Source organism: Caproicibacterium sp. NSD3, assembly GCF_053613275.1.
Window position 1 is genome coordinate 1,691,087 of the sequence record NZ_CM132119.1, and the last position, 19,966, is coordinate 1,711,052.

Sequence of the window (19,966 nt, forward strand, 5' to 3'; positions counted from 1 at the left end):
ACTTCCCCTTCACGGATAATCTCCTTTTAAAAAAATGAACCAGCCGCTCTTTCAATCGGCAGCCCTTCTTTGTATTCTCTGAGGAAACGTTCAAAACCTTCGGCATCTTTCCTGTCGGGCGAAACCGTCGTGCTGGTGCTCTTACAAAACACCCTGTTGTCCAGATAGTTTTCCAGTGTCTCCCGTTCCTTTCGCATCCGCATATATGCCGCGAGCACGGCCATTCCCCAAGGCCCGCCTTCGCCGGCCGTATCCATTACCGTCACCGGTTTATTAATAGCGGCCGCCATCATATGCTGTCCTATATTTCTTGTCTTGAAGAAACCGCCGTGGCCGGTTATGCAGTCGACCTTCACGTTTTCCTTCTCGAACAAATTATCCAATCCCAATCTCAGTGAGGCCAGCGCCGCGTACAGATTGGCTCTCATAAAGTTTGCCAGCGTAAATCTGGAATCGGGCTTCCGTATAAACAAAGGCCGCCCCTTGTCAAAACCCGTTACGGGTTCACCCGAATAGTAATTATAAGATAATAATCCGCCGCAGTCACTCTCGCCTTCCAGGGCCTTGCCGTACAAAAGCTCGTAAAGCCTATCCTTTTCTACTTTCGTTCCGGCAGTATCGGCAAATTCGCCAAACAATTTTATCCAGGCGTCAATATCCCCTGTACAGTTGTTGCAGTGAACCATCGCGACCATTTTGCCCGAAGGTGTCGTAACCAAGTCTATCTCCGGATACACCCTTGACATCTGTCTATCCAGAACTATCATCGCGAAAATGCTTGTTCCGGCACTTATGTTTCCCGTACGGATTTTTACGCTGTTTGTCGCCACCATTCCCGTTCCGGCATCCCCTTCGGGGGGGCAGAAAGGAATACCCGGTCTCAGTTTTCCTGTCGGATCAAGCAGCTTGGCGCCCTCTTCGCTCAGCGTCCCCGCATTTTCACCGGCAGGGAGAACTTTTGGCATGATTCCTTCCAATCTCCACGGATAGTGATTTTCAGCGATCAGACTGTCAAACTGTGCGGCCATTCTCGCATCATATCCGCCATTATCCGGGTCAATCGGGAACATTCCGCTCGCATCGCCGACGCCTGTCACCTTTCTGCCGGTCAGTTTCCAATGGATAAAACCCGCAAGCGTTGTGAGGTAGGTTATTTCCGGAACACTGGTTTCCCTATTCAGAATTGCCTGATAGAGATGCGCTATGCTCCATCGCTGGGGAATGTTATAGCCGAAAAGCTCCGTCAACTTCTTTGCCGCTTCACCTGTCGTAGTATTGCGCCACGTTCTGAACGGCACCAACAGTTCTCCGCTTTTTCCGAAAGCCATGTAACCGTGCATCATCGCGGAGATGCCGATGGAGCCGACGGTGATGAGTTCAACGCCGTATTTCTCCCGTACATCCGATAAAAGATCCGCGTAACAGCCCTGAAGACCTTTTATGACCTCATCGATACTATAAGTCCAGATGCCGTTTATGAACCGGTTCTCCCATTCCACGTATCCTTTGGCTATGGGTTGATGTTCCGAATCAATGAGCACCGCTTTTATTCTGGTGGAACCAAGCTCTATGCCAAGGCTGGTTTCACCTTTTTCAATTGCCCGTATACTCTTTTCTTCATCTGCCATACAGCTGCCCCTCATTTTTCATTTGTCTGCCCGTAATAAGCATTTTCCCCATGCTTTCTAAAGTAGTGTTTATCCAAAAGCTCCTGCTGCATCCATCGAATGTCTCTGTCCATCATCAGGTTCTGCCAGGCCATTTTAGCGACCTCTTCCAAAACGACGATATTATGTACCGCATTCACGGGATCCGTGCCCCAGGCAAAGGGGCCATGGCTGTGAACGAGTACGGCCGGAACGCTCTCCGGATCCTTACCCTCAAAGGTTTCCACAATCACCTTTCCTGTTTCCAGCTCATAACGGCCGTTTATTTCCTCCGCCGTCATTTCACGTGTGCATGGGATCTCGCCGTGAAAATAATCCGCTTGCGTTGTGCCGAGCGGCGGTATACCCATGCCGCTCTGAGCAAACGTAGTAGCCCAGCGGCTGTGGGTGTGGACAACCCCTCCGACATTCCGGAAATTACGGTAAATCTCAAGATGAGTATCCGTGTCCGACGAAGGCCGGAGCTTTCCCTCTACCTGCTTTCCGCTCTCGACATCAATTACCGCCATATCCTCTGGCCTCAGTTTTTTATAATCCACGCCGCTCGGTTTGATCACCATAAGCCCTTTTTCCCGGTCGATGCCGCTTACGTTTCCCCATGTGAAAATCACCTGCCCATATTCCGGCAGCAGCAGATTTGCTCTGCAAACCTGCTCTTTCAAATTTTCTAGCATTTCAGTTTCCAGGCGAGATCGTTCAGAAACAGCTGTTGTTTGAGTCCTTCGACCGTCGTATCCTTTGTTATATGTATGACCTCGATCTCGTTCATTTCGGCCCAGTCGGTCATCATTTCGGCACTTGCATCGTAAGTCAGCACGCTATGGTGTGATCCGCCGGACATGATCCACATCTTTACGCCCGTGCAGAGGTCGGGCATTCCCTTCCACATGACACGTGCAACCGGCAGATTTGGCATCTTGCAGATGGGCTTGACGCATTCGATGTCCTGCATTATCATTCTAAAACGCTCGCCCATGTCTATGAGCGTAACGACTGTGGCCTTTCCGGCTCTGCCCTCAAAGACGAGACGCGCTGGGTCTTTGCGCTCTCCGATACCCAACGGATGCACTTCTATGCGCGGCTTCCCAGCCGCGATCGAAGGACATACCTCAAGCATATGTGCTCCGAGTGAATACTCCCGTCCCTTCTCCAGATTATAGGTATAATCCTCCATAAAAGCCGTGCCGCCGGACATTCCTTCTGTCATTGCTTTTACGACCGCTGTCAGTGCGGCAAGCTTCCAGTCTCCCTCCGCCCCATAGCCGTAACCGTCGGCCATGAGGTTCTGACTCGCGAGTCCGGGCAGCTGCTCCATCCCATACAGATCCTGAAATGTATTGCAGAACGCGCCGATCTTTTCATTTTTGAAGAGATGCCTCATGGCAAGCTCTTCTCTGGCTTGGTAACGCACCGTCGCGATATCATCGGTTGCAAAGGAATAACGTTTTCTGTATTCATCAATCTTCTCATCTATTTCTGATTCCGCGACATTTTTTATCTCCTCTGCGAGATAGCCGACAGGCCACGTGTTAACCTGCCAGCCGAACTTTATCTGCGCCTCAACCTTGTCGCCCTCTGTGACCGCGACTTCGCGCATATTGTCTCCGAAACGCATGACCCGCAATTCCCGGCTGGCTTTGTAGCCGACGGCCGCTCTCATCCATTCCCCGAGTTCGGCAAGCGGCTCCTCATCCTGCCAGAAGCCCATAATAACCTTACGCGTCAGTCTCATACGAGCCCCGATGAATCCATGCTCGCGGTCCCCATGCGCCGCCTGATTCAGATTCATGAAATCCATATCCATCTCATCGTTCGGTATATTCCGATTATACTGCGTAGCAAAATGGCAGAGTGGTTTCTGAAGTATGCGCAGGCCCTCTATCCACATCTTGCTGGGTGAAAACGTATGACACCATGTCACGACGCCGCAGCAGGAGTCGCTGTAATTAGCCTCCCTCATTATCTTTGTCGCTTCATCGGCAGTCTTTATCGTTCCCTTATATATCAGTCTGCACGGCAACCTCCGAGACATCTTCTCAGCCATTTCCGCCCCGCGTGCGGCAACCGTCTCCAGTACCTCCGGCCCATATAGAAACTGGCTTCCTACTACAAACCAAAACTCGCTTTGATCTAATCGTTTCATGGCAATTCCTCCATTAGAATGCTTCCTGTTGTACGGCTTAAATATGTAGTATAATTTGTCTTAAGATTATCACATAAATTAATACTATGTCAATACTAATTATGAATTTAACCTAGTTTTATCGCTTGTTACAAGTATATAACATGCAAGTTAGTCAATATTTTTGGATTTGTACTTATATTTAGACGGAGTGAAGATATTTGTACTATATTTTAGAATTTACTTGCTTTATAACGGCTGCATGATATATAATCTAGTGAAAGAAGTCGTACAAAAAAGGGCTGATTTATATTGAACTCACAAAAAAAATACATACAGCTTTATTCACATATTACCGACACTATCAAGAGCGGCGGGTATATATCTGGGGATAAGCTTCCTACGGAACTGGAGCTTGCCGAAACCTACGGCGTTAGTCGTCAAACTGTGCGTCAGGCGCTTGAAAAGCTTGAAAAAGATGGATTTATCAGTAAAGTTCAAGGAAGCGGCTCCTATATTACAGATTCAGCAGCCATAATCAAGCAGACCATGCGCATAGCGGTAATCACGACCTATATCAGCACTTATATATTTCCCTCGATCCTGCGGGGTATTGAGAATGTAGCGACAGCAAATCACTATTCCCTTATGCTGTCTGCTACAAACAGCAGTATTGCTAAAGAACGTGAAATCCTGCGCAATTTTTCCATCAATTCCGTTGACGGCATAATCATCGAGGGCACAAAGACAGCGTTTCCAAATCCAAATCTGACTTTTTATAAATTTCTTGCGGATAAGAATATACCGCTGGTATTTATTAACGGGTATTATCCTGAACTGTTTGAAGACAAGCATGATAAAATCGTTTGTGTGGTTACGGAAGACTATAAAGGCGCTTATAGCCAAACGCTGGAACTGATACGCAAAGGGCACAGTCTAATCGGAGGTATTTTCAAATGTGATGATATTCAGGGCATTCGACGTTATTCCGGTTATATCGACGCGCTTACCAAAGAAGAAATTGGAATCAATGATGACTGTATTATTTGGTTCAATACCGAAACGAAGCTTTCCATCGAGCAGCAGATGGCTCGGTCGAAAATGCTTTCCGAATGTACGGCGATTCTATGTTATAACGACGAAGTAGCTATGCAGGTACTTTCTTATTATGAAAAAACGCCGGGCAAACTGACTGCGCTTAGGAGCTTTGACGGAACACTGTCCGGCCAGCAGCACGGCATTGATTTTAACTCTTTGGTTCATCCCAAGGAAAAGCTTGGACAGCTTGCGGCAAATAAGTTGCTGAGCATTATCGACGGCAAACATGAAGAAAACACTGTTATGCCCTGGGAATAAAAACGGGCCTTCTTTCTGGATGCAGCGGAAGGGACAGGTCTCCTCCCATTAAATTTTGCCATTATGCTATATGCAGTAAATACGAAAAAATATAGGATATAGCAAGCGGGGACCCCCATTTAATAATGGAGGTCCCCGCTTAAATGAATTTAAAAGGAATCAAACCTTAGGAAGCAATATTTCAATTAGACTATAGGAGGATACTTATGACAGACAATTCTATTCAAAACAGATACGTTCGTTTTTTCATATAGGATTGCAGGTATATTATTATACAATGATAAAATATTACTTCAGAAACCTCTGAAAGACAATGGCTATTCTTTTCCCGGCGGTCATGTACACGAAATACGGTTTGCCTTTGGCACGCTTTTTATCCAGAAACTGATACACCAGCTCGTCTGCAGGAGACAGCTTTAAGTAAAGAAGCAGACAAAGTTTGCGATCCTTTGTGCAGAATGCGGGTGCAGGACGCCCATTCTGGAGGGAAACGGAAAACTTTGTCTGTTTTTATATAGTTAAACGAAGAAGTAAGAATACAAATTAGGGAACTGGTCCACAGCAGCGTAAGAAAAACTTAAGTGCGCTGCCGGTGAACAGATTAGACATTTCGTAAAGTGATTCTTCTGCCTTAACCGATGCCGCCGAGAATTGCGCCGGAAATCAGAGCAACAAGAGCGCAGGCGCAGTATACGTATTTTGACAGCGGATAGAACCAGCTGCCAATCGGCTTTTTGCTCCCCTCATTGACACTTTCGAGAGCAAACTTCTTTCCAGCAACCCACAAGAACATGACGCCTGCCAGCAGAGCGCCCAGCGGGCAGATATAGATGGATACGACGTCCATCCAACCGGAGACAATCGCCTGAATCAGCAGCGCTACGACGCAACCAATCACACCGATTGTGAGGACGGCGGTTAGGCGCTTCATGCCAAATTTCTCCTGCAGAGTCGCGACGGGAGCCTCATACAGGTTGACTAGAGAACTGATGCCGGCAAAGAGCACGCAAACGAAGAAGACCATGCCGACGACCCGGCCGCCAGGCATACCGTTAAATACCTTGACCAGATAGATGAACATCAGGCCCGGGCCGCCGGAAGAGAGTTTAGCGGAACCGGCCGCCATGGCGGGGATGATGACGAAACTTGCCAGAAGCGCGGCAAGCGTGTCAAAAATCGCCACGTTGCGGGCGGAGCTGGGAATTGCCTCGGATTTGCTCAGATAGGAGCCGTAAATCACGGTGCCGTTGCCCGCAACGGACAGCGAGAAGAACGCTTGACCAAAGGCGTAGATCCACAGTTTGGGGTCCGCGAGGCCGCCCGGATTAACGGTGAGTATGTATTTGTATCCTTCGGAAGCGCCGGGCAAAGTGGCGATATAGATGCTTAGGCCCACGAACAGCACGAACAGCACGGGCATCATAATTTTATTCGCTTTTTCAATGCCGTTGGCGATTCCCAGAGCCATGATAGCAAAATTGACGGCGAGGCCAATAATCAGCCATGCGTTGTTGCCCCACGCGGAAGCAGTGGCGCCGAATGTGCCGCTGATGACATTTAGATCACTGCCCAATCCGGTCAGAGAACCGTCCAACGCCATAAAGAGGTATTTGAAGATCCAGCCTACAATGCAGGAATATCCGATTGCCAGCGCCAGTGAACCCAGAACGGGGATCAGACCGATGGTTTCGCCGATCTTTCTGTTTCCGGTGCGAAGCTCGGTGCACGTACCAAAAGCGCCAATAGGGCCGGCTCCTGTGGCCCGTCCCAGCGACATTTCCTCAATGATGCCGGTAGAGCCGATAAGAATGACAAAAATGAAATAAGGAATCAAAAAAGTCATGCCGCCCCATTGGGAAACCAGAATAGGAAAGCGCCAGATGTTGCCCATGCCGACAGCGGAACCGATACACGCTAGAGTGAATCCCCATTTCGACGAAAAGCCATCACGGGTCGCGGGAGCACAAGTTTCGGAAGCCATATTATTTCCTCCATTCAATCACACGGTTTTAACCCGGGATTGTACCTCGATTTTATAAAATACAGTTAAGGAAAACTTACATTGAATCGCTGAACGGCCTTTTCGGCTCTGCCGAAAAGGCCGTTCAGCTTAGGGAAAATTTATTTTTTCGAAGGAGCATACGGTTCCAAGAAGGCATGGAAGTGACGCATAGGAAGATTATGTCCCCAAGTAATTCTCATATTGGGGATGTTCTCACGATCCTCATACAATGCCTTTACCGCTGCGATGACATAGTCCAAGTGTTCCTGGCTCAGCTGGCTGCGATTGATTGCAAAACGCACCACGTTGCAGACTTCAGCCTGCTGTTCCGGCGTTTTCAGATCGTACTCCATGCTGTAATCGCCCAGTTCGGAAACACGGATACCATAACGGCGGATCAGTTCCAAGCTGAAACCCTCGCCTGCGAAGTCTTCATGGCCGCGTTTGCCATCGAAGAATACATCCATGTTGATATATACGCCATGTCCGCCGGCGGGAATTACAACGCCCTTGACGCCAGCCTTATAGAAGCCCTCTGCCAGATAATTGCACTGGTCCACACGCTCTGTCAGATAGTCGAATTTGCAGCTTTCATACAGGCCGGCAGCCAAAGCCATAATGTCACGGCCAGACATACCGCCGTAAGAATCATTGCCATAGCTGGAGATCTGCTTCACCTTCAGCAGAACGCCGACGTCGGTTTTGACCGTGCCGTCCGGGTTAAACTCAGAGAAGTTCTTCCAGAACCGGCCCTTGTCGCGGAAGGCAAGCATGCCGCCCATGTTAGCATGGCCGTCCTTCTTGGCGGACATAGTGAACCCATCGCAGTACTTGAACATCTCGGTAGCGATCTCAGCGATGGATTTGTCGGCATAACCGTCCTCATTGGTCTTGATGAAATAGGCGTTCTCAGCCCAGCGTGCGGCATCGAATATGTAAGGAATATTGTACTCGTGCGCAATACGGCTTACCTCGCGTAAGTTGGCCATAGAAACCGGCTGTCCGCAAACGGGGTTATTCGTAATGCAGGTGAAAATCAAAGGCACATTTTCGGGACCGCAGGTCTTAATGAGCTGCTCCAGCCTTTTGGTATCCATGTTGCCCTTGAACGGGTTTTTCGCATACCTGCCGCCCTCGGGAACTTCAAACAACAGGTCCTTATTGTACAGGTTGCGGGGAATGGAGCCCATCTGTTTGATGTTGCCCTCAGTTGTGTCAAAGTGCCCGTTGGAGGGAATGGTAAATACCTTGCCCGGATAACGTTTAGCCAAAACGTTTTTAACGATCTCCATCAGGACGGACTCAGCGGCACGGCCCTGCTGGATGAGAAAGGCATTGGGGCGCTCCATCTGCGCAGCGCCGCCGTTAAACAGACCGCCTTCGTATTCGCAAAGGTACACCTCATCCATCATCTTATCGATGTCGGTGCAGTCGGTACGGACTAAATCAATGATCTTTTTCCAGTTCTTCTCGCCGCCGCGCTCAAAAATATCGCGGAAGGTGTCCAGCAGGACATAATAGCCCTTGTTGCGTCCGTAGGACTCATCGCCCAGGAACATAGCCGACCACTGCACATCGGTCATGGCGGTGGTGCCGGAGTCAGACAGCATATCGACAGTCAGCAGGCCCGCGGGGAACGCAAACTCATTGTAATGCGTAGCCTTCAGAGCACGTTCACGCTGCTCAACAGTGACCGAAGGGATATTTCGCTTGACATAAGCGAAGGATTTAGGGGTTGCAACGTTTAATGGGTATTTCATTGATTATATACCTCCATTTTTGGCGTTTGACGCCATTATTAGAGGATACCCCGGTCATCGGCGGCCGGCCTTCTATCCGGTCTAGGCGACTAGCGGACAGTACCTTTCAGAAAATAAACGTGGGAGTTGGGCCCGTTTGCCCGGAGAAATGAGTGACAGCTTTTATTCGGCGGCGACACACTCGACTTCCACCAGTGCGTCCTTGGGGAGTCTCGCGACCTCCACCGCGCTGCGCGCTGGATAGATACCGTCAAAGAACGAAGCGTATACGCTGTTCATAGCAGCAAAATTATTCATGTCGCTGAGGTACACGTTGGTTTTTATAACCTCGTCCATCGACATCCCTGCAGCGGCCAGAACGCTTTTGCAGTTTTCAAGCGATTGGCGGGTCTGATTTTCGATGCCCTTGGGAAACTCGCCGGTGGAGGGATCAATCGGCAGTTGGCCAGATGTTAAGACCAAGCCTCCTGCTTTTACCCCTTGCGAATAGGGGCCGATTGCGGCGGGCGCCTTTTCAGTGTTGATTTTCTGTTTCATAGGATTCATCTCCTTTTCACAATAAAATATTATCATCGCAATAAAATATTGTCAACACATTTGTAAAAATATTTATAAAAAATTTTATAAGATAAAAATTACTGGGCGAAATCACTATAAATGATGTGACTTTATGCTACCTTTCTCTAAAGGTAATAAGAATGTCTTAAGAAAATTTTATTGATTTGCTTTATTATTGGTGCTATATTTTATAGGATGATCTTTATAAGACAAGAGTTTAAACGGCTGATGGCAACCGATTTACACCATTGAGAAAGAGGAGATTTTTATGACTGCCGAGTTGAGCCGCCACTATGCATTAATGGTTGAGTTTTTGGGCCATATGCTGGGGCCGGATTACGAAATTGCACTGCATGACCTGTCTTGCAAGCAACCTGCCATTGTGGCCATTGCCAATGGATCCATCAGTGGGCGCGGCGTTGGCGCGCCGCTGACCAATGTGGCCATGCAGCTCATTGCCGAAAAAGCTTACCTAACTCAAAACTGGAAGCTGAATTACCGTGGGCTTTCCGCCAATGGCAAGGTCCTGCGCTGCTCAACCCTTTTTATCAAGGACGAGCACGGCGCACTGGTCGGATTGCTCTGTATCAATTTTGACGACAGCCGTTACCGGGAGCTGTCAGAAAAGGTTTTTTCCCTCTGCCACCCCGACGACTACGCGACCAAAAACATTGAAATCACCGCCACGGAGAGCATGGAGCATGAGACGTTTTACAATAATATTTTTTCTGCCACGGAGGATGCTTTTCAGGCGGTTGCGAGCAATGCCAATATCCCGACCGACCGGCTGACTCAGGAGGAAAAGCTTAAAATCATCAAACTCTTAGAAAAGAAAGGCATTTTTATGCTGAAAGGCGCCATTCCGGCGGTGGCGAAACATCTCTCCTGCTCTCAGGCCAGCATTTACCGTTACCTCAGCAAAATCAGCCGGGAAAAACATTCAGATGAGAACTCCACTGAGTGACTTAAAAGAATCCATTCGGTCTCCAGCGCAGAAAGACGCAGATCTTCTTGCCGATGCGAAGCCCGACCGGCGTCCATTTGAAATTATAACAGCTCAATCTGGAAATCAAGGCGCTCAGCTTTACAGACCCGGCACTCGGAAGACGCGTGCTGTGTTTTCTGTCAGCATCCTTAATTCCTCCTGTCGTAGTATCCGCGCCACGGGTAAACCCATACTGCGAGGAGGAGAAAGGCTGTGACGTGGAATCATCCTGAATCTTATCCTGTCCGGAGCTTAGAATGGTCTGCACATTTTTCAAGGATGGCCGCGGCGCGTATATGTCAGTGCTCTTTTGTAGGCGTTTTCAAGGCGTTCCGCCGAGAGTACTATCGACGAGTTTCAGAAGCCACATACAGACTTTGTAGCCCTGCTGCTCGACCTTGTAGCTAGCGAGAATGGCTCGGACAACAGTTTCGGTATTATGCCCGATCTTAGCCGCCCATTTTACGAAGCGCTCGCCGTTCCACTGCACGTATTGCTGGTGGTTCGGCGGCATGTGGTCTTCCACAGTGCTATACTGATTCGCCCTGCCATAGAGTCTGGGGTGAGAGCAGATGCGGTTTGTGTCAAAGAAAATCTCCACGGTTCCCTTCGTGATGCGTGCATTCACTTTCTATTTAATGTATTCATATGGAACGGAATAATTCATATTGTCGACGGAAATGTGATAGTTCGGCCCGACAGTCGCCACTTTCCACGTTGCCAACTCAAACGGTCTTGGCAAGCAAAGGCAGCAAAAAACGGCTTCTCTTTCCCAAACGACGACGCCCGGCTGCCGTCTCTCTTTTGAAACAACTTGTGGCTAAAGACCTCCAGCCGTTCCCGGATAGTAGTGTTCAGCTCTGACAGAGATAGCAGCTGTTCCTTGCGGTTTGTGGCCAGTATGAAGGTGGAGATTACCCAACCGTGCCCTTTAATTGCCTTATCCTCAGAAGCACAGACTCTTGCAGGGATGACTGCCATACCATAATGCTCGGCAAGTTCACGGTAGGTTTGATTCAGCGTAACCTCATTACGCCCATGCTTGTCCACACCGGTTTTCAGGTTATCGCATTGAATGATTGGCTACACCGCCAAAGTACCTGTAGGTATTGACATGTGCCGCTGTCCAACATTCCTGATTCATGAAAAAGAATGCTTCCACATAGCTGTAGCCGCCGAACGGCAGTGTAGTCACAAAAACATATTCCAGTGATTCCTAAATTCAAAGTGGAACCAAATGACTTTCATGATTTGCTTCTCATAGGGTTCGATAAAATAGGTCCTAATGACACAAAGCATTTTAACCGGATGGTTCATTTCTTTCTGTATGACTACAAATTTGAACGCATATGGAAAAATCCAGGTACTGATCTGGAGAAGCTAAAACACTATCGCGCAGTACTCTCCCCCGACTTCAGCATGTATGTTGAGATGGCACCTGTTCTGCAACTCTACAATACATTTCGGAACCGCTGGTGCGGCGCCTATTTTGCATCAAAGGGAATTCGCGTCATTCCAACTGTAAGCTGGGGAAACGAAAACACGTTTGAGTTTTGCTTTGATGGAATTAAAAAGGGTTCCACGGTTGCGGTTTCGACTTATATGGTATCAGAGCATGACAATCGTCAGGATCAAAAAGAGTTTTTTCTCAAGGGCTATAATGAAATGCTTCGCCGGATTGAACCGGAGAAAATCATCTGCTACAATGAGCCATTTCCAGAGATGCAGGGCGATATTGTATTTGTCGATTATGATCGCAGTTCATGGAAGTACATGGACAAAGACTCATACACTCCATCCAAATACGCAAAATATATTTGCGGAGAAGCGCCTCTTCCGGTAGGAAGTAATCTTATTATTAAAAGCGGATCTGTTGTAAATGAGAATTGTCAGAATTATAGTAGCCTCGTACAAACTGGAATGGACAGTGCCTATGGTGGAAAATGAAAATCAAACCCAAACAAGCCGGAGGATCAACGCCTTGTCGGTAATCCGGGTGATATAAATAAATATGGATACAGGGAGATACATATAGGTGATAATGGGTTAGGCGACAGAGAACGCCATAATACGGATCATGGTAACCCAAAAGCCCATACTGAACCTCATGATCATATCATAACGTGGAAAAACAATCATCCAAACTTTAGTAAACCAATCAATTATCCGGACGGCGCTCCGGAATTCAAAAAGCATGAAGGCTATTCTTACATGGGAGGAAAAATTATTCAAGGGAACACCCCGGAACAGAATCGTTTTGTCAATATCAGTGATTTCAAGTGGTGTATGAGTTGCGGCGGCGAAGTGGAATTTGATTGGGCCGGTCAAAAATATGGTGTTTCTCATACGCAAGGAAAGATCATCATCTATCTTTACAACCAGCCTGATACGACGGAATATTTTAGCACCGCAGATGATGCCCTGGAATACATGGTTGGTAAAGACCGGCTTCGCGACGTGATTACGAAAGTCACAGTAATCGACCGTACGATCTAAATACAAATAAAGAGAGATTCCTATGATATTAACCGTTAACGAAGATGCAAATCAGTTTAAAACCCTAAGTGAATTTAAAAGCTGTATGTCAAGAGGCGGAGATGTGAAATTTGAGTGGAAAGGAATTGACTACACTCTCAGTTCAGTCTGGCCGAACGACAAAATGAAATTTTCGATTGGGCCGTGTACTCGCGTAGAAAAAGGCTGTACCGTTTATGATACCGTCGATGAGCTTTTGAATACAAAGTGGGTTGTGACAAGCTGCGGGATATTATTACGCAGGCAGAAATTATTGACAGGACATTATAATAAAAAAGCGGTGCAGACACATTCTTTTGCATTTGGTAAAGAGCTATCCAGATTTCAGAATCTCGATTAACAATCTCGATGGAGTCCCTGAATTTAAATCTTTTATTACTAAGGAGTTCCCCATTATGAGTGAGAAATTAGATAACATCCAGCAGGAAAATCTAAATTTTCAAACAATCAGTGAGTTTAAATGGTGCATGAAAGCTCACGGAAAACTTGAATTTGTCTGGAAAAATAAGTCTTACAGCATTACACATCCTGATGGAAAAATTAGCATTTGCCAAGGGGATCATTATTCTGAAGCCTTTGATACCGAAACTCCTGATGAAATTTTGGACTTCTTAATTGATGGAACAAAGCTTCGAGATATTATTACAAAAGTAACGGTAATAGATAGAACGGTTTAAAACATCTTTCCAAGTAGCAATTAATAGTTTTCATATAAGCTAGCATTACAAAAAGCCTATTTCATTAAATCACGCAAGTTTGTAAAACACAGTATTTGAGATAAGCACTTAGAATCACAAAATAAATAGTCACGAATGGGCGATTCATTCATAGCTCGAATTACCCGCACCATCTAGGCCACGAAACTAAAATGTTTTGTGGCTCTTTTTGTGTCGTCTATTTTATCAAATATCGCTGCATCTGTGATCGTAGGCATAACGTCAAAATGAGGTGCCATCTTTCGGAACGAAGCGGCTTCGTCCTACCCGCATCCATAAATTGTGACTTCCACTTTTGCCATGATTTGAATTTATCCTCTCCTGTCTTCTTTTTGCTTTTATCCGTCTATTTTACATGATTTATTTTTTCCCTTCCGGCCCCCTTTCGAAAATATAAAAGCCTTATTCTTCTATTATTTTTTAGATATAAAAAATCCCGCCTATCGTAGAGGCGGGATCTCCGAAAATGAATTTCAATCATAACTCAACTTAATTCTTTATATACTTCACAGGCATCATCAATATCGTACTGCTCGGTCTCGTGATCCCCTTTTGCTCCAACAGTCACAAGAATATACTCTTTTCCGTCAACACGGGCAAGACTGGCAAGGCAAAGACCAGCTTCGTCGGTATATCCTGTTTTCCCACCGAGAATCTCTCCGTCCGGAAACGTGTGACCCTTCAGACTTTTGGACAGGGTGCTTGTAAAGGTAATTCCATCCTGATGTTTGTTGGTGGCCGCTGTAGAATGACTGGAAGAAGTAAATATTTCTCGGAACGTTTTATTTTGGAGCGCATAGGTGAGAAGAATCGACAAATCTTTCACGGTTGTGTAGTGGCTTTCATTTTGCAGCCCTGTTGAGTTGGCGAAATGGGTATTTTTCATCCCGAGTTGTTCCGCTTTCTGATTCATCATTTCAACGAAGTTCTGCTCCGAGCCGGAAATTTCATTTGCAAGCCCGATGCAACACTCCGCGCCGCTTGGCAGCAAAGCGCCATACAGAAGGTCAATAGCTGGGACTTTTTCTTCCGGCAGAAAACCGGCTCTCGATGCGTCCTCGTTGTAAAGCGGCTGAAAAATGGAAGACGAAAGCTCTACCTTTTTTTGCAGATTCGGTAGATTTTCGATAGCCACAATAGCCGTCACCATCTTAGTCAATGAAGCGGGGTAAATCTTTTCATCACTCTGCTTCTGCATTAGCACAGCTTTGTCACTGAGACGAACAAGGATCGCACAGGGGCTGTGCAGGTTTCCCGTATCAATAGAGACAGGCGGGTCGGAATTTTGCGGTATCGAAGTAACAGACGACCCGGAAGTAGCAAAACAAACACTTTTTGGGGTTATGTCGTTCATAACGGACAGCCCAAATTTGAATGCTATGGCTAAGACAATTACTATCAGAACAACCAACAAACGACCTGATTTTTTCTTTCTGTAATACAACGGTAAACAACTCCTTGGTTTTTAATATCTCTATTTAATCATCCTTTCGCCAATTAAATTGGAATTCTACCTTACGAATTTCTTAAGATTTTCTTATGATGGAAGTTTCACTGTAAACATTGTGCGCTCCGAGTTGCTTCCCGCCGAAATGGCGAGGCCAAGGCCCGCACCTGCTACATTGCGGACCCGGAAGGGAACCTCATTGAGATTGGCTCATTTGAAAAAGGAGGACTTTAATGGCGTCGAAACTTGAATTTGTGCAATATATCGTAGAGCAACTCCGCGACATGGGGTGCGTCACTTATCGCAAGATGTTCGGTGAGTACGGGTTATATCTCGATGGAAAAATCTTTGCGCTTGTGTGTGATGACCAACTTTTTATAAAAATTACGAATGCAGGCCGCAAGCTTTGTCCCAAACTACGGGAGGCAGCACCTTATAAAGTGGCAAAGAATTATTTTTTAATTGAGGATGTGGATAACCGGAGTGCCCTGGTTCGCTTGGCAATGGCAACCTACATGGCATTACCGGAACCGAAGCTGAAAAAGCAAAAGTGACAAGCATAAAAGCATTTGATTTTAAAAAAGAATACAAAGAAGTCTATATGCCTAACAATAGGCTGGAGATCGTAACTGTCCTATTGACATGGATTGCGTAGTAGAATAGTTTTTGATTTTTCTATAATTCGCTGGAGAAAGCCCTTTATTCCTGGCGATCTTCTTTGGTCAGTAGAAAAACAAAGGGGAAGGTCCAATTGCCACTTTTTGAGTGCTTTCCGAAGCGAATAGAGGTCGTTAGACTTGTTCTGATGACCTCTATTTTGATATTATAAATTGACCTCTTTTTAAACCGATGTTCAAATGATTGAAGCAACTTTTTATTTTAAGATTGGATTGTACTTATGTTTCAGAAAAAAATCAGGCTCCAAGGCGTTTTTGCCTTGGAGCCTAACTTTACTTATGCTGTGTAAAGATTCTCTTGTTCCTCTATTTTTTTAGCTTTTTCCAACATGCCGGCTTTGCTGTACTGATCAAGATTGTATCTCGTAACGGACGAGTCACAGTGAAATGTGGTTGAATTCCCAAAATCAGAATGAAACGCAACCTTAAAGACTACTTCCACCCTGTCATGAAAAACGGTCACACGATCTACATATTGCTGAACCATGGCACGAACTTCTTCCTTATGACTGCTCTTTGCAAATTGTTTGATTTTGGAGAGATTTTTGAGAACCTGTTCCTCTGTAAAAGTAGGAACGTTTTGATACCTGTTTTCGTATTTCTGGAGGAACAGATCGCAGTCCTCGATCTGCTTTTCCACGTTTTTCAGTTTATCTCCGAGTGCTTTATTGTATCCGGTCTTTTCAATCGCTTCTACAAGATTATCGCGGGACTTTTTCAGAACCTTCAAAGTAGCACGATACTCTTTGTATTCATCACTGCTATTATTACTGTTTTCCTGAGGTTTTTTATTCAGCTGACGAGTAATCTCTGGGATTGCAGTACGATTGAAAAAGTGGTCAAATAACTCTTCAATGACAAACCCTTCCACATATTCCTTGCGAACTTCACCGTTGCTGCAGGAATGGCTATTGTCGCGATTATTGCAGCGGTAAGTTAAATAAGTAGGACCTCCATTTCCAGTGTTGCGAGGATTCCCATGCATTTTGCCTCCACATTCACCACAATAGATCAGTCCAGAGAGAAGATAAAAGTACTTATTGTGACTCTTGCCTTTCAGGTTGATTTGACGGATAGCCTGCACCCTATTCCACAACTCCTTAGAAATAATAGCAGGAACGCCTCCTTCTACACGGATGATCTCGCTATTCGGTTTCTTTTTATGACTGTTGCGCTTTCCCTGAGAATTACCCCTCGCGATCTGATTAAAAATATAAACGCCGGTATATTTTTCATTGTTCAAGATTGCATATAGGCTGTTCTTTCCAAAGGGTCTTCCTGCCTTCGTCTTTTTGCCCAGGGCATTCAAACGATCAATAATTGAATTATAGCCATAACCCTGACTATACATTTGGAAAATCAGTCTTACCGATTCAGCCTCTTCTTCGTTCACAACATACTTTTGATCAACGATATCGTAACCGAGGCAGCCTCTTCCCCCATTAGATAGACATTTGTAGGCATTTTCACGCTGCCCTTTAAGAACTTCATTCGCGAGGTTTGAAATGTACCATTCGCTCATTCCGGAAATGATTTTTAACATGAAGTCGCCAATCGCATTGTTTTCAAAATGTTCGTATGCAGAAATCACGGAAACACTAAAGTCCTTGAGCTCATTGATAATACGCAAGGTATCTTCTGTACTTCTTGAAAAACGGTCAAGCTTATGAACGATAATTGCTTGAAACTTCCCCTGCTTTGCATCCGTAAGCATTTGTTGAAAAGCAGGTCTCTTTGTATTTTTGCCGCTGCGAGCACGGTCACAGTAAAAATTTGTGATCTCATATGTTCCTTGCGCCGCATAAACAGAGATATATCGTTTTTGCGCATCAATCGATTCTTCTCTTTGCATATCGCTGGAAAAACGGCAATAGCCGACAGCTTTAATTTTTCCATTCATTAGATTTCCACTTTTCATCAAAGATTTCCTCCTCTAATTTTTATTCATTTAGCTCTAGCAAATTAATTCCTTTTATATTAGATTCAAAAAGCCGCGGAAAGTTTTGAATTTCCCGCGGCTTTCTATTTTTATTTTCTATTTTAAGGCTCGTTTATAAGCCGACAAATCATATCGATCATTGGTGAAAAAAAGGCAGCCATATTTTGATCATTATCGTATTTTTGAACCTCTTGGGTTGCCACAGAATTCGGAAACTTCAAATCTTTGCGAGGAACAGTAGCTTTTAGCAAAATCACGAAGCATCTTTCCTTTCTCTGTTAGATTTCAATGCTGTCTAAATCGTCCCCTTCCGTGTGTTCCCAAAGCGTACAATCAGCAGACTGTGATTTGATGTTAGGCATCCCTGTATTGACCTCCAAGCAGTAACAGGACACCCTAATTCCATTGATTACGACCCTTTTTGTGAGACGATCTTTCGACTCCGGCACCAATAGGCCAAGCTTTTTCAGCTCATGAGCGACCACTTTCGTATCAGTAAAACCACCATCACGAAGTATTTTTTCAAAACAACTTTTTAGTAGGGCAACTCTATCGCCTTCAAGAAATATTCCATCAACCGAAGCAAGAGCAGGCAGGTAGTCGCCCAAAATGATGTGAGTATAATTTTTTACCAGCCATGACATTATCAATTCATAAGCATTTTGACCCATATCACGCTCCTCTAATAAAGAATTATAGTGACTGATCAACAAGTCTTTCATCCCCTCTAATTTAAATTGGATTCCTAATTTATTACGAGTAAGCTCAGCAGATGCCAAAATGATCGAATATTTAGAGATCAGGCGATCCTTTAACACATATTTGCCGGTAAGTCTTTTTTCAAGCTTTTCTTTCCATAGCTTTATCCTATCAGCTATACAACCATGATCACTCGATTCCAACAAGGTTACAAATTTGGCCCCAAGTGTTCCATGCTGGTTTGCTACAAATTGCTTTATGTCATCACTGTGTTCGGCATCTTTTGTAAGAGGCGCATCAAAAAATTCAAGCAGCCGGGCACGGAGACCAGCATTTTTGTTGCTGGCTGCCAAAAGAGAGTTTTCGCCGCTACTGATGATACTTGTACAAAAACTACGCTCTTTTTGAAGCTGGGATGTTTTTGAAAGACGAGCTTTTCCAACATTTTGCGAGATCTCGTAAATCGTTTTTGAGAAATCCCGAGCCATAGCAGAGGATTCATCAAAACAAGCGACCACGCCGTAATTATCGTTGAGCTTTGCAAGCAGTGCGTTGTCGGTGGCATTCCATGACGATAAAATACCTTTCCCCATTTCCAGATTTCCCCATACCGAAGCTGCAAGCTGTAACGCTGTCGTTTTTCCGCAGGAGGATGTCCCAAAGAAGTGCACCATTAGAGATTCGATCGGCTGCTGTGTAGAAAGGAAGCCAATCACAGCAGCGGAAATACTGGTTGCAAGACTGATTTCCAACCCCACATGACCTACCACCAGCTTATTGACTCCGGCAACGTAATCGCTAAAAGATCCTGTCGAGGTCAAGCCTTTTCTCCCGACATACTGAAAAGCGTTCATATCATTCAACCCACAAAAATTCACTTTACTTTTTTCCTGCTGAACCCATCCTACACTTCGATATTGTGTCACTAATGAGGCTTGCTGTTCTGACAAAGCAACATATCTTAACAATATAGAAACTGCACTTGATTCATACTGCAGACCATGCTCATTTAATCCTTCAAATTTTCTGATGGAAAAAACGCTTCTTGGCACAATAACACCACTTCTACCAAAGCCAGTACAAATAGAAAGGCTGTCAGAGTAAGTACCCATCTCCATGTCATATGTGACCTGAGTTACAGAGAAAGACTGACTAATCGCCCTCGCAAAAAATAATTTTCCCCTTTTATACACATACATCAGAGAGTCTCCGTCACGGTAAAAAGGATATGTAGGGAGATTTTTGAGAGGCACAACCTCGGTAAAAGTTAAAGATGCATTCGAAAACGATTTCATTTTTGACCTTCTTAATTAATAGTTTTGTAAAGTCGTCTGCAGACAATTATCAACTTAGCATATTTGAAGTGAATTTTAAAGCTGATATTATGATTAAAAATCATCAAAAAGACCGCAAAATCAGTGCTATTATATTCAATAATTGATATTTATCTATGTATTAGTCATATAATATGATATAATTATTTGGTTAACAGCGACTTGATAA

Annotated in this window: 19 protein-coding genes; 7 read left to right on the forward strand and 12 right to left on the reverse strand. The window is 45.3% G+C overall.

Annotated features, from left to right (window positions below; translation table 11 throughout):
* Nucleotides 1-26: 26 nt before the first annotated feature.
* From ACVS9P_RS08190 to araA, 3 genes are read right to left on the reverse strand one after another with little or no spacing between them, the layout of a single operon-like run.
* Nucleotides 27-1,628, reverse strand: coding sequence for a xylulokinase (locus tag ACVS9P_RS08190; RefSeq protein ID WP_452103087.1), 1,602 nt, complete (start codon nucleotides 1,626-1,628; stop codon nucleotides 27-29).
* Between the two features lie 11 nt (nucleotides 1,629-1,639).
* Nucleotides 1,640-2,341 (reverse strand): L-ribulose-5-phosphate 4-epimerase, encoded by a 702-nt coding sequence (locus tag ACVS9P_RS08195; RefSeq protein WP_452103088.1) that lies wholly within the window; start codon nucleotides 2,339-2,341, stop codon nucleotides 1,640-1,642.
* Entirely contained in the window at nucleotides 2,335-3,810 is a 1,476-nt protein-coding gene (gene araA, locus ACVS9P_RS08200) for an L-arabinose isomerase (protein ID WP_452103089.1), read from the reverse strand. Before araA ends, ACVS9P_RS08195 begins: the two co-directional genes overlap by 7 nt.
* A gap of 291 nt (nucleotides 3,811-4,101) precedes the next feature.
* On the opposite strand from araA, the gene ACVS9P_RS08205 reads away from it, so the two are divergent.
* Nucleotides 4,102-5,145 carry a GntR family transcriptional regulator gene (locus ACVS9P_RS08205; RefSeq protein ID WP_452103090.1) on the forward strand — a complete coding sequence of 348 codons (1,044 nt, stop codon included), beginning with the start codon at nucleotides 4,102-4,104 and terminating at the stop codon, nucleotides 5,143-5,145.
* A gap of 631 nt (nucleotides 5,146-5,776) precedes the next feature.
* On the opposite strand, the gene ACVS9P_RS08210 is transcribed toward ACVS9P_RS08205, so the two are convergent.
* The 3 genes from ACVS9P_RS08210 to ACVS9P_RS08220 form a co-directional block, all read right to left on the reverse strand.
* Nucleotides 5,777-7,126: a sodium-dependent transporter gene (locus ACVS9P_RS08210; RefSeq protein WP_452103091.1), complete on the reverse strand. Its 1,350-nt coding sequence runs from the start codon at nucleotides 7,124-7,126 to the stop codon at nucleotides 5,777-5,779.
* A 140-nt stretch (nucleotides 7,127-7,266) separates the two neighbouring features.
* On the reverse strand, nucleotides 7,267-8,907 hold the full coding sequence (locus ACVS9P_RS08215) for a tryptophanase (protein WP_452103092.1): 1,641 nt from the start codon (nucleotides 8,905-8,907) through the stop codon (nucleotides 7,267-7,269).
* Nucleotides 8,908-9,069: 162 nt separating this feature from the next.
* A complete protein-coding gene (locus ACVS9P_RS08220; RefSeq protein ID WP_452103093.1) occupies nucleotides 9,070-9,444 on the reverse strand; it encodes a RidA family protein in 375 nt (124 codons plus the stop codon).
* A 289-nt stretch (nucleotides 9,445-9,733) separates the two neighbouring features.
* Here ACVS9P_RS08220 and ACVS9P_RS08225 point away from each other — a divergent pair, with 289 nt between their 5' ends.
* Nucleotides 9,734-10,429, forward strand: a complete 696-nt coding sequence (locus tag ACVS9P_RS08225; protein WP_452103094.1) for a helix-turn-helix transcriptional regulator — start codon at nucleotides 9,734-9,736, stop codon at nucleotides 10,427-10,429.
* A 1-nt stretch (nucleotide 10,430) separates the two neighbouring features.
* Here the strand turns inward: ACVS9P_RS08225 and ACVS9P_RS08230 are convergent, their stop codons facing one another.
* The 3 genes from ACVS9P_RS08230 to ACVS9P_RS08240 all read right to left on the reverse strand — a co-directional run bounded on the left by ACVS9P_RS08230 (nucleotide 10,431) and on the right by ACVS9P_RS08240 (nucleotide 11,192).
* Entirely contained in the window at nucleotides 10,431-10,727 is a 297-nt protein-coding gene (locus ACVS9P_RS08230) for a hypothetical protein (RefSeq protein WP_452103095.1), read from the reverse strand.
* A 185-nt stretch (nucleotides 10,728-10,912) separates the two neighbouring features.
* Entirely contained in the window at nucleotides 10,913-11,038 is a 126-nt protein-coding gene (locus tag ACVS9P_RS08235) for a hypothetical protein (RefSeq protein ID WP_452103096.1), read from the reverse strand.
* Nucleotides 11,039-11,081: 43 nt separating this feature from the next.
* On the reverse strand, nucleotides 11,082-11,192 hold the full coding sequence (locus ACVS9P_RS08240) for a Mu transposase domain-containing protein (RefSeq protein ID WP_452103097.1): 111 nt from the start codon (nucleotides 11,190-11,192) through the stop codon (nucleotides 11,082-11,084).
* A 467-nt stretch (nucleotides 11,193-11,659) separates the two neighbouring features.
* On the opposite strand from ACVS9P_RS08240, the gene ACVS9P_RS08245 reads away from it, so the two are divergent.
* The 4 genes from ACVS9P_RS08245 (at nucleotide 11,660) to ACVS9P_RS08260 (ending at nucleotide 13,662) form a co-directional block, all read left to right on the forward strand.
* Nucleotides 11,660-12,397 carry a DUF4417 domain-containing protein gene (locus ACVS9P_RS08245; protein ID WP_452103098.1) on the forward strand — a complete coding sequence of 246 codons (738 nt, stop codon included), beginning with the start codon at nucleotides 11,660-11,662 and terminating at the stop codon, nucleotides 12,395-12,397.
* Nucleotides 12,398-12,661: 264 nt separating this feature from the next.
* Nucleotides 12,662-12,946, forward strand: a complete 285-nt coding sequence (locus ACVS9P_RS08250; RefSeq protein WP_452103099.1) for a hypothetical protein — start codon at nucleotides 12,662-12,664, stop codon at nucleotides 12,944-12,946.
* 22 nt (nucleotides 12,947-12,968) lie between these two features.
* A complete protein-coding gene (locus tag ACVS9P_RS08255; protein WP_452103100.1) occupies nucleotides 12,969-13,325 on the forward strand; it encodes a hypothetical protein in 357 nt (118 codons plus the stop codon).
* A gap of 55 nt (nucleotides 13,326-13,380) precedes the next feature.
* Complete coding sequence (locus ACVS9P_RS08260) at nucleotides 13,381-13,662, forward strand: hypothetical protein (RefSeq protein WP_452103101.1); 282 nt, start codon at nucleotides 13,381-13,383, stop codon at nucleotides 13,660-13,662.
* 523 nt (nucleotides 13,663-14,185) lie between these two features.
* Here the strand turns inward: ACVS9P_RS08260 and ACVS9P_RS08265 are convergent.
* Nucleotides 14,186-15,055 carry a D-alanyl-D-alanine carboxypeptidase family protein gene (locus ACVS9P_RS08265; RefSeq protein ID WP_452103102.1) on the reverse strand — a complete coding sequence of 290 codons (870 nt, stop codon included), beginning with the start codon at nucleotides 15,053-15,055 and terminating at the stop codon, nucleotides 14,186-14,188.
* Between the two features lie 326 nt (nucleotides 15,056-15,381).
* Between ACVS9P_RS08265 and ACVS9P_RS08270 the strand changes: the two genes are divergently transcribed.
* Entirely contained in the window at nucleotides 15,382-15,702 is a 321-nt protein-coding gene (locus ACVS9P_RS08270; protein WP_452103103.1) for a TfoX/Sxy family protein, read from the forward strand.
* A gap of 400 nt (nucleotides 15,703-16,102) precedes the next feature.
* On the opposite strand, the gene ACVS9P_RS08275 is transcribed toward ACVS9P_RS08270, so the two are convergent.
* Together ACVS9P_RS08275 and ACVS9P_RS08280 are read right to left on the reverse strand one after the other, a co-directional pair.
* Nucleotides 16,103-17,743, reverse strand: coding sequence for a recombinase family protein (locus tag ACVS9P_RS08275; RefSeq protein WP_452103104.1), 1,641 nt, complete (start codon nucleotides 17,741-17,743; stop codon nucleotides 16,103-16,105).
* Nucleotides 17,744-18,042: 299 nt separating this feature from the next.
* The gene (locus tag ACVS9P_RS08280; protein WP_452103105.1) at nucleotides 18,043-19,662 is read right to left on the reverse strand and encodes a DUF927 domain-containing protein; all 1,620 of its coding nucleotides are present in this window, start codon (nucleotides 19,660-19,662) and stop codon (nucleotides 18,043-18,045) included.
* Nucleotides 19,663-19,966 lie beyond the last annotated feature (304 nt).

Excerpts from the sequence above, each read along its gene's own strand:
- ACVS9P_RS08275 (WP_452103104.1), bottom strand. The coding sequence starts at position 17,743 with ATGAAAAGTGGAAATCTAATGAATGGAAAAATTAAAGCTGTCGGCTAT.
- ACVS9P_RS08210 (WP_452103091.1), bottom strand. The coding sequence starts at position 7,126 with ATGGCTTCCGAAACTTGTGCTCCCGCGACCCGTGATGGCTTTTCGTCG.
- ACVS9P_RS08255 (WP_452103100.1), top strand. The coding sequence starts at position 12,969 with ATGATATTAACCGTTAACGAAGATGCAAATCAGTTTAAAACCCTAAGT.
- ACVS9P_RS08225 (WP_452103094.1), top strand. The coding sequence starts at position 9,734 with ATGACTGCCGAGTTGAGCCGCCACTATGCATTAATGGTTGAGTTTTTG.
- ACVS9P_RS08280 (WP_452103105.1), bottom strand. The coding sequence starts at position 19,662 with ATGTATGTGTATAAAAGGGGAAAATTATTTTTTGCGAGGGCGATTAGT.
- ACVS9P_RS08250 (WP_452103099.1), top strand. The coding sequence starts at position 12,662 with ATGGGAGGAAAAATTATTCAAGGGAACACCCCGGAACAGAATCGTTTT.
- araA (WP_452103089.1), bottom strand. The coding sequence starts at position 3,810 with ATGAAACGATTAGATCAAAGCGAGTTTTGGTTTGTAGTAGGAAGCCAG.
- ACVS9P_RS08195 (WP_452103088.1), bottom strand. The coding sequence starts at position 2,341 with ATGCTAGAAAATTTGAAAGAGCAGGTTTGCAGAGCAAATCTGCTGCTG.
- ACVS9P_RS08220 (WP_452103093.1), bottom strand. The coding sequence starts at position 9,444 with ATGAAACAGAAAATCAACACTGAAAAGGCGCCCGCCGCAATCGGCCCC.
- ACVS9P_RS08270 (WP_452103103.1), top strand. The coding sequence starts at position 15,382 with ATGGCGTCGAAACTTGAATTTGTGCAATATATCGTAGAGCAACTCCGC.
- ACVS9P_RS08265 (WP_452103102.1), bottom strand. The coding sequence starts at position 15,055 with ATGAACGACATAACCCCAAAAAGTGTTTGTTTTGCTACTTCCGGGTCG.
- ACVS9P_RS08190 (WP_452103087.1), bottom strand. The coding sequence starts at position 1,628 with ATGGCAGATGAAGAAAAGAGTATACGGGCAATTGAAAAAGGTGAAACC.
- ACVS9P_RS08215 (WP_452103092.1), bottom strand. The coding sequence starts at position 8,907 with ATGAAATACCCATTAAACGTTGCAACCCCTAAATCCTTCGCTTATGTC.
- ACVS9P_RS08260 (WP_452103101.1), top strand. The coding sequence starts at position 13,381 with ATGAGTGAGAAATTAGATAACATCCAGCAGGAAAATCTAAATTTTCAA.